Below are 8,579 nucleotides of genomic sequence, written 5' to 3' on the forward strand. Positions count from 1 at the left end.
GGTGTTAATGAAATAAAATCCCAAAAAGAATCGTGGGCTGTTGCTGCCTGAGGTATTTCATTATCAGGTTCGGGCTTAGCGGCGTGGATCAGGTCTGGAAATTTAATCGCATCCTGGATAAAGAATACCGGCATATTATTCCCAACCAGATCATAATTACCTTCCTGTGTATAAAACTTAACAGAAAACCCACGTACATCCCTTGCCAGATCAGTAGAACCCCTGAATCCTGCAACTGTAGAAAAGCGTACGAAAACAGGTGTTTTCACAGAAGGGTCTTGCAGAAAACCTGCTTTGGTATATTTAGCCATAGATTCATAAACCTGGAAATAACCATGAGCACCTGAACCCCGGGCGTGTACAATTCTTTCCGGAATTCTTTCGTGGTCAAAATGCGTTATTTTTTCCCTCAGGATAAAATCTTCCAGTAAAGATGGTCCCCGTTCTCCAGCCTTCAGTGAATTCGTGTCATCATTAATTTTAAGGCCCTGATCTGTGGTCATCAATTCACCCTGATCGGAAACGATATCCGGCGCGAGGTCTTTCTGTTTTAAATTGACTGCGTTTTCAGCATTCGGTTTTTTCTTTTCCATTTTTTTACTGATTTATAGGTTGATGTTGTTTTAAAAGTTGAAGTCCGTTTTCATTGCCTTGTTGTACAGCGATGTCTAGTGCACTCATCCCCCGATTGTCTTTTATCGTTAGGTCTGCGCCATATCGTAGAAGTAAGCTAATTAGCTCATTGCGGCCAAACATAGCTGCAAACATTAAAGCAGTCCCACCATTTCCATTCAACAGATTTAAATCTGCCTGATGAGCAATGAGCAATTCCGCAATATCTGCATAGCCTTTAAAGCAAACGCCCATAAGTGCGGTATTGCCACCTGCATCTGTACCGTTAACGTTTGCTCCTGATTGAAGCAGCAGTTCGGCCGCTTCCATTTGATGATTATAACAAGCGATGATCAAAGGTGTATAGCCTTTATCATCCCTGACCTCAAGCGTGGTCTTTAGGTCAATTATTTCTTGTAGTAATGGCAAATCGCCTGTCCTTGAGGCATGAATTAAAGCCGATGTGATATGATCCATGATCATAAGAACATCTCAAAATTGGAATTGTTCAATTAAGATGAACGGATTATTTTTTTAATCTGAAGCGAGGTATAAAACATTTGCGCTTTATTGTTGTTCCTCCTACATTCTTCCTGTAAGCTTGTGAAAAATATAAAACATATCGCCATTCTTGGCGGAGGCCCAAGTGGCTTGTTCATGTTCAAACGACTAATTGAATCCGGCAGAACGGATATCAATATTAAGATATTTGAGCGCAAAAATAAATTAGGAGCGGGTATGCCTTATAGTGCTGAGGGGGCTAATGATGAACACATCACTAATGTATCAAGTAATGAAATTCCGATGTTGGTTACCTCTCTGGCCGACTGGATCAATTCCGTATCTAAAGATACCCTGGATAAGTTCCATATTGACCCCACACGTTTTAATGAATATAAAGTCCTGCCCAGACTGCTTTTTGGTCAGTATCTGACTGCCCAGTTTGATCTGTTACAGAAACAGGCACGGGAGAATGGGGTGGAATACCAGATTTATTACAATACCGAAGCAACCGATATAACCGATTACCCTGAGCAAGGGATGGTCGTGATAGAAATCAACGGCGGGGAAAAATTTGAATTTGATCAGGTCATCATCTGTACAGGTCATTATTGGCCGAAACGATACGAAGGAAAAGTTCCAGGCTATTTTGATTCTCCTTATCCACCGGTTAAACTGGGCTTAAAGTTAGATCATCCTGTTGCTATCAAAGGATCCTCCTTAACTGCTGTTGATGCGATAAGAACACTTGCCCGTCATAACGGAACTTTTAACAAACACCCCGAAGGATATCTGTTTTACCAATTACACAAGCACAGTCCTAATTTTAAGCTGGTATTGCATACCCGGAACGGAATGCTACCCGCAGTCAGGTTTCATTTAGAAGATTCTCACTTGTCTAACGATGAGTTATTGAGCAATGAAGAAATTGCTAAGCATATTGCCGAAAATGAAGGCTTCTTGTCCTTGGATTATGTATTCGAACATGATTTTAAGCTACCCATAAAAGAAAAACAACCTGAGTTTTATCAGCAGATTAAAGAGATGAGCCTGGAGGAATTTGTGTCAGCGATGATGGATCTTCGTGAAAGACTGGATCCTTTTCAATTGTTGAAAGCGGAATATGCAGAAGCAGAGAAATCGATCAGGAGGAGAGAATCCGTTTACTGGAAAGAAATGCTTGGTGTATTGAGCTTTGCCTTAAACTACCCGGCAAAATATTTGTCTGCCGAAGACATGCAGCGCCTTCAAAAAACACTTGCACCATTAATTTCCATTGTTATTGCTTACATCCCGCAAAGTTCAAGTGAGGAACTCATGGCTATGCATCAGGCGGGGGTGCTTGAATTGATTTCTGTAGGAGATGATGGTCAGGTAGAAGCAGGGGATGAAGGAGGAGCTACCTATAATTATACAGATGAAACTGGTGAAAAGCTGTCCGTTTATTTTAATACTTATGTAGATTGCGTAGGTCAACCTCATATGGCTTTTGAAGATTTCCCTTTTAAAAGCCTGTTAAACAAGGGTACTGTGAGTCCTGCAATGCTTAAATTCCGTTCGGCCATCGAGGGACGAAAGGCGATGGAGGAAGGAAAAGATGTTAGACAAGACTCAAAAGGAAATTATTATCTGAAAGTTTCTGGTATTGCTATCAATGACTATTTTCAGGTAGTGGATGCTTACGGTGCATTTAATGATCGTATTTACATCATGGCAGTTCCCTATATTGGTGGTTACAATCCGGATTATTCCGGGCTGGATTTTAGCGAAGCAGCCTCGGCAGCTATTGTTAAAAGGTTATTGCAGTAACCTCAGACTTTTTTATGCCATTGTACCAATTCCAGGTATATCTTATTGGCAACTGCCAGTTCGGATTGCTTCTTTTTGAGTTCTGAAATTTGCTTGTCTTTGTCCATATGAGCTGGTAATGTTAGATAGCCTATTACATTTCCAGTCTGATAATTGATAAATTCGTACTGTATTTGTGGCTGTTCCATAATAGAAGTATTAACATAAATGGCTATAAGCTAATAACCAATAGCATAAAATAAAGTTTTACATTATTTTAGAGTTGTAGCTTTTTATGGAGTCGAATTTTTGTCCTGGTATGGAATTCGCGAAGTACGAAATCAGATTATCAAAATAGCGGAATTAGTGACTTTGTTGTGAGATGAAATATTTAACTCCGAATCTCCCTGCGCATGAATAAATAGTAGGAAAGTGCAAAACAAGCTACAGTTGCTCCGATCAAGCCGCTGACCTGTGGCCATACGATCATTAAGCTTTCCCTAAAGGGAAGTGGAGAAGGTATTGCTCCAGCCATTTGTTGCATTGTCATTGGTCCCAGACTTCTAACCGATGGCATCAGCAGGGTCGTAGTCGCATCGGTATAAAGTTGATTGGGAGCAACGCGCAGCAGATCCAGAATAAATTCATTGTAAAACTGAATTTGATCCTGCGTCAAAAAACTGGGATCGGGTAAAAAGGACCTGATGATCAGATTAACAATGATCTGGTAAAAAACAGTGAAAAATAACCATATACCTATTGCAGTAAGAGCCGAAGTTGCTGCCTGTCTAAACTTGATTGATAGCACGATGGATAAACTCAACCAAAAGCCAACGTAGGTTATACTGATCAGGACGAAACCCAGTATCCTTAACAATTCTTGTGGTTCCATTCTTACTCCAGTCAAAATCAATCCGCCCCCTATCATTAATAAGGTTAAGACTAAAAATAAGGCACCCACCATAATTAGGGCACTCACAAATTTGGCCAATAATAAATTGTCCCTATAAATAGGCTGAGCCATAAGTCTTGTAAGCGTTCCATTATTTTGCTCAGCATTAATCGCATCGAATCCTAAACTGATCCCTAATAATGGTGCTAAAAAGCTCAGAAAAACATGAAAGGGAGGTATGGAATTATCAGTTGTGGTGAGCAGTTTAAGGTATAGGAAAGTATGGTCCGGATCATTGGCATTTCCGATAGCTGCCCGGATATTGCTTAATGAGACATACATCGATGCCACAAATGTGAGTATAATTAAGCCTATCAGTACAATAAAGCGCCAGCTGCGGATATGATCTGCCATTTCTTTGCGGACCATTACACTGAAAGGACTTATCATCTGGATTTTTTTTGATGTCATATTTTTCTCAATTATCATTCTCAAAATATTTTTGATAAATGTCATCCAAACCATAATTTTTTTGATGTACACTTATGATATCATATCCCTTTTCAACTAGAAAACGGACCAAAGCGGGCGTGATATTCTGTGTGCATTCAAATTCTATTGTGTTTTGACTTATCCTGATGTTTTTAATTGTTTCCCATTGCATCAACTCCTGTTCGGGTAACCAGGGACTGGAAATAAATTCTGCCAGGCTAATGGATACGACATGACCTTTATGATTAAACAAATCGCCCGACAGGGCATCAATGTTTCCCTGGGCTAATAATTTGCCCTTCACAAAAATACCTACCCGATCGCAAACTTGTTGAACATGGTGTAAATGATGTGAGGAAAGCAGCACCGTCAGTCCCTGTTCTTTGCTCAGGCGCTTGATCAGCAAGAGAAATTCCCTAACCCCACCAGGATCTATTCCCAGTGTTGGTTCATCCAGTATGATCACCTCAGGCTGCTTAATCAATACATCAGCCAGGCCCAGACGCTGCTTCATACCACGGGAAAAGGTTGATGTTTTCTTATGCATAGCTGAAGAAAGCCCAACGATGTCCATCATTTCTAAGACACGTGCACGATTCTCCTTCTCAGGAAGTCTATTCAATCTCGCAATATATATCAGATTTTCCAGTGCAGTCATGTGATCATAAAAACCTAAGCTATCTGGCATATAGCCCACTTTTCTCTTCACAGAAATGGGATCACTTGTTGCGTTATAACCACAAACAAATGCAGAACCATTTGTTGGATCAGTAAGCCCTAGCATCATTAATATTGTGGTCGTTTTACCCGCTCCGTTAGGACCCAGTAATCCAAAAATCTCACCCTTATTGATGTCCAGGTTGAGGTTGTCAACGGCTCTCTGGGAACCATAACACTTAGTCAGGTCCCTGAGTTTTATAATAGGATCTTTCATTTTTCTATCTTCTACCGTACTTGCGGATCAGATAATACACCAGGGAAACGGCCGATAGGATGATCAATACACCTATCCATCCAGAAATCCACGACGTTGTGACCACCATCCTAAAAGCAGCCTGAGAATTGCCATTACTGTTTGTAGCGGTAAAAGTAGCTGCATAATCTCCAGCGATTGTCTTATCGGGAACTTTAATGTTCGCTGTTATGGCCTGTGTTTTTCCTGGCTCCAATTGGGTAACTTTCGAAGGCTCGAAAGAAGCTTCCCAATTAGTAGGTAATTGGGAGGAAAGCTCAATGTCTTTTAACAGTAAAGTACCAGAGTTTTTTATCTCCAGATGGATTTCCTTATGACCTCCGGAGGTCAGTTCTTCGCTCAGTTTTCCGCTAGGTGTGGTTAAGTTTATGCCATAAGATCCTTTAACCACGGCTTCCAGGTTTAAAGATAATGTATCCTTATTCGCAATCGCCTTTACAGGTAGCGGGTATTTCCCCGGAGAGGTATTTGGGGTAGCATTAACCTCTATCGATATATCACGTGTGCTCCCTGCGGCCATGTTGATGGAGGTAACCTGACTACCGTCGATCTTGTAACTGATCATCCAGCCAGCAGGAGGATTGGTTTTGAATTCATAGATGACCGGTTTAGCAGATCCATTATGTAAGGTCGTATTGTAACGAAAGGTTTCATTCGTTGCAGCCTCAATATTGATCAATTTTGCAGTAAAGCCAGAATGACCGTCAATACTGGCAACAGGGTTTTGGCCATAGAGTGCAAGAGGGGCTTTAAAAAGGAACAAGAGAAATGATAAAAAGCTTAACCTCGCACAAAAATGAGTAAGTGAGAATTTTTTTAACATGATCTAAACACTAGAATTTTAATAATAATAGCCTAAAAAAAATGTCTGGTTATGTTCTAATTTGACGGAACAAATCAAAAAAAGAAAATAAAATTTTCAAATGGATTTAACATTTTTTAACAAAAATGAGCTGTGCCCAATTTAGAAACTTTACTTCAAGCCCCTTTGCCTTTGTTAAAACTTTGAGCCTTGACTTTTGTTAAATTATATAAAGTTAATAGTCATGGCTAAAAAAGTTGTTAATCTTTCTTTACCAGACGGTCCCAGGGATGGTTTGGATAATACAGGAACGCAGGGATATGATTCTCTGAGTGATGATGGCTATACCGGCTCTTCGAAAAAACCTGATGAGCATCCAGATGATCATGAAAGTCATACAGGCAGTTCATCAGCAGATTTTGATGATGATGGGAGAGAAGAAGATGATTAAGTGTATCTGGTGATCAACTTACTAAAACAAAGGTGGGAAGCAATCTGACGTTGCTCACCACCTGGCAGAGCCGTGCAACTGTTCCAGTCCAACAAACTCTTCGTTTGAGATGCTGTAGCTGATATCAGCCCATAAAAAGCACGTTGAATTTGTGCCCGTCTGGATCGGCAAAGCCGCAGCCATACATCCCATTAAAGGCTTGTGGTTCAGAAAATACAGTACCACCTATGTCTTTTACTTTAGCAGCCCATTCATCTACCTCGGGCTTCGTTTCAGCCGAAAGGCTAAACATCACTTCGTTACCTTGTACGGTATCGGCAACTTCGCCGTTCAGTGCTACTTTAAATGGTGCCTTAGGAAAGAAGCAGATAACAAAATTGGCCTCGCCAACTGTAATACTAGCTATATGATCGCCATTAAAATGATTTTCAGTTACTTTGAAGCCCAGCTTAGTGTAAAATTGAATAGTTTGGTTAACATCGTTAACGGGTAAATTACCCCAAATTTGCTTTGTCATAATTTTTGAATTTAGTCCCATTTGAAAGGGGTTAATAATTTATTTGTTGTTGATAACAAATCTCAGAAGAATTGCAGCCTCATTAAACTTGTACAATTGACAAGTTGCGGGTGTAATTATGACAATTAAAATCTATAAATTGCTTCATAATTATACCTGCCAATTCTATGAAAACAGTATCGCTGCTCGTATTTGATCAAGTTGTACCCTCTTCGGTTACCGGTGTTATTGATTTGCTTACCGGGGCCAACAAGTATATGAAACTTACAGGACAGCCTATGGCATTTTGCATGGAAACTGTAGGTCAGTCGGCAGATAATGTTCAACTTATATTTCCAAATCAGGAGATAGATCACAAAAGCCTGGAGCGCGCCGGCCATCCCGACCTGATCATTGTTCCATCTTTTAGTGTAGACAATATGGCGCCGGTAATTGCGCACAACCAGGCAACTATTAGTTGGTTGAAGGATAGATATGCAACTGGAAGCGAAATTGCCAGTCTTTGCGTAGGCAGCTATTTTTTAGCCGAGGCAGGCTTGCTGGAGGGCAAAGAGGTGACCTCGCATTGGGCAGCTGCTAGTGATATACAAAGTCGCTATCCTGGTATCCGGATGAAACCGGATCTGGTGATCACTGATCAGGATGGGATTTATACCAGCGGCGGCGCATTCTCTTCACTAAAGCTGATTTTGTACTTGATCGAAAAGTTTAGTGGCCGGGAAGCTGCACTTTGGGTCAGTAAAATGTATGCAATTGAAATGGACCGTACCAGCCAGGCCCACTTTGCTGTATTTATCGGTCAGCACCAGCATGACGACAAGGCGATATTAAAAGCACAGGAATATATTGAACAAAACTATAACCGCGAAATAGCGATGGATAAGGTATGCAACCTAATCAATATGGGACAGCGCAACTTCATCCGACGGTTTAAAGCCGCTACTAATAACACACCGTTTGAATACTTGCAACGTGTAAGGATAGAAGCGGCCAAAAAGGCAATCGAAATGAACCATAAGGACCTACCTTTTATCATGGAAGATGCCGGCTATAATGATCTGAAAGCCTTCCGTACCATATTTAAGCGTATTACGGGATTATCACCAATGGGATATAAAAAGAAATACGCGCGGACTTAGCATAATTAGCATGTTTTAGCGCCTGCAAGGAAGAGCAGGAATGAATTATAGATCAAATTTCTTGAAGATTTATAAACGGATGCCAACTTTTTTTATTGGAAATTGTTATAAGGTAAGACAAGATCATAATTCTAATGCTGATTTGAAAAACGTGGGAAATAGCTTGCTAAAGGATTTAATTCAACAATTGAAAGACGTTGAAAATGCAGATCTATGGATTGACGAAAATTTTGAAAAAAAACTTTCATTGGTGGATGCAAATTCGGTTTTTGAACGCCCGATTCCTGACCTGCATAGTGTAGCCGAGATACTATCACATTTGATAGAATGGCGTAAAGAGGTCCTCAGCCGGCTTAAAGGCAATCCAAGAGGCCTTGAAATGAGCGACGCTGCAAACTGGCGAAGTAATGAA

Annotated in this window: 10 protein-coding genes and 1 pseudogene; 4 read left to right on the forward strand and 7 right to left on the reverse strand. The window is 40.6% G+C overall.

The window, feature by feature from the left end; all coding sequences use genetic code 11:
• Positions 1-593: catalase (locus VNZ46_RS13810; protein WP_325560673.1), on the reverse strand; the 593-nt coding region annotated here is incomplete at its 3' end.
• A gap of 4 nt (positions 594-597) precedes the next feature.
• On the reverse strand, positions 598-1,089 hold the full coding sequence (locus VNZ46_RS13815) for an ankyrin repeat domain-containing protein (RefSeq protein ID WP_325560674.1): 492 nt from the start codon (positions 1,087-1,089) through the stop codon (positions 598-600).
• Positions 1,090-1,215: 126 nt separating this feature from the next.
• Between VNZ46_RS13815 and VNZ46_RS13820 the strand changes: the two genes are divergently transcribed.
• Positions 1,216-2,922, forward strand: coding sequence for an FAD/NAD(P)-binding protein (locus VNZ46_RS13820; protein WP_325560675.1), 1,707 nt, complete (start codon positions 1,216-1,218; stop codon positions 2,920-2,922).
• A 2-nt stretch (positions 2,923-2,924) separates the two neighbouring features.
• On the opposite strand, the gene VNZ46_RS13825 is transcribed toward VNZ46_RS13820, so the two are convergent.
• From VNZ46_RS13825 to VNZ46_RS13840, 4 genes are all read right to left on the reverse strand, one after another.
• Positions 2,925-3,110 carry a hypothetical protein gene (locus tag VNZ46_RS13825; protein ID WP_325560676.1) on the reverse strand — a complete coding sequence of 62 codons (186 nt, stop codon included), beginning with the start codon at positions 3,108-3,110 and terminating at the stop codon, positions 2,925-2,927.
• Positions 3,111-3,292: 182 nt separating this feature from the next.
• Entirely contained in the window at positions 3,293-4,243 is a 951-nt protein-coding gene (locus VNZ46_RS13830; RefSeq protein ID WP_325560677.1) for an ABC transporter permease, read from the reverse strand.
• 28 nt (positions 4,244-4,271) lie between these two features.
• Positions 4,272-5,219, reverse strand: coding sequence for an ABC transporter ATP-binding protein (locus tag VNZ46_RS13835; protein ID WP_325560678.1), 948 nt, complete (start codon positions 5,217-5,219; stop codon positions 4,272-4,274).
• A gap of 4 nt (positions 5,220-5,223) precedes the next feature.
• Positions 5,224-6,081 carry an NEW3 domain-containing protein gene (locus VNZ46_RS13840; protein WP_325560679.1) on the reverse strand — a complete coding sequence of 286 codons (858 nt, stop codon included), beginning with the start codon at positions 6,079-6,081 and terminating at the stop codon, positions 5,224-5,226.
• Positions 6,082-6,304: 223 nt separating this feature from the next.
• Here VNZ46_RS13840 and VNZ46_RS13845 point away from each other — a divergent pair, with 223 nt between their 5' ends.
• The gene (locus VNZ46_RS13845) at positions 6,305-6,511 is read left to right on the forward strand and encodes a hypothetical protein (RefSeq protein ID WP_325560680.1); all 207 of its coding nucleotides are present in this window, start codon (positions 6,305-6,307) and stop codon (positions 6,509-6,511) included.
• A 124-nt stretch (positions 6,512-6,635) separates the two neighbouring features.
• Here VNZ46_RS13845 and VNZ46_RS13850 read toward each other — a convergent pair whose 3' ends face one another.
• Positions 6,636-7,028, reverse strand: coding sequence for a VOC family protein (locus VNZ46_RS13850; protein WP_325560681.1), 393 nt, complete (start codon positions 7,026-7,028; stop codon positions 6,636-6,638).
• Positions 7,029-7,195: 167 nt separating this feature from the next.
• Between VNZ46_RS13850 and VNZ46_RS13855 the strand changes: the two genes are divergently transcribed.
• Positions 7,196-8,167, forward strand: a complete 972-nt coding sequence (locus VNZ46_RS13855) for a GlxA family transcriptional regulator (RefSeq protein ID WP_325560682.1) — start codon at positions 7,196-7,198, stop codon at positions 8,165-8,167.
• Between the two features lie 79 nt (positions 8,168-8,246).
• Positions 8,247-8,579, forward strand: a pseudogene (locus VNZ46_RS13860) (hypothetical protein); the annotation flags it as partial.

This window comes from Pedobacter sp., from assembly GCF_035566355.1.
GTDB lineage: Bacteria > Bacteroidota > Bacteroidia > Sphingobacteriales > Sphingobacteriaceae > Pedobacter.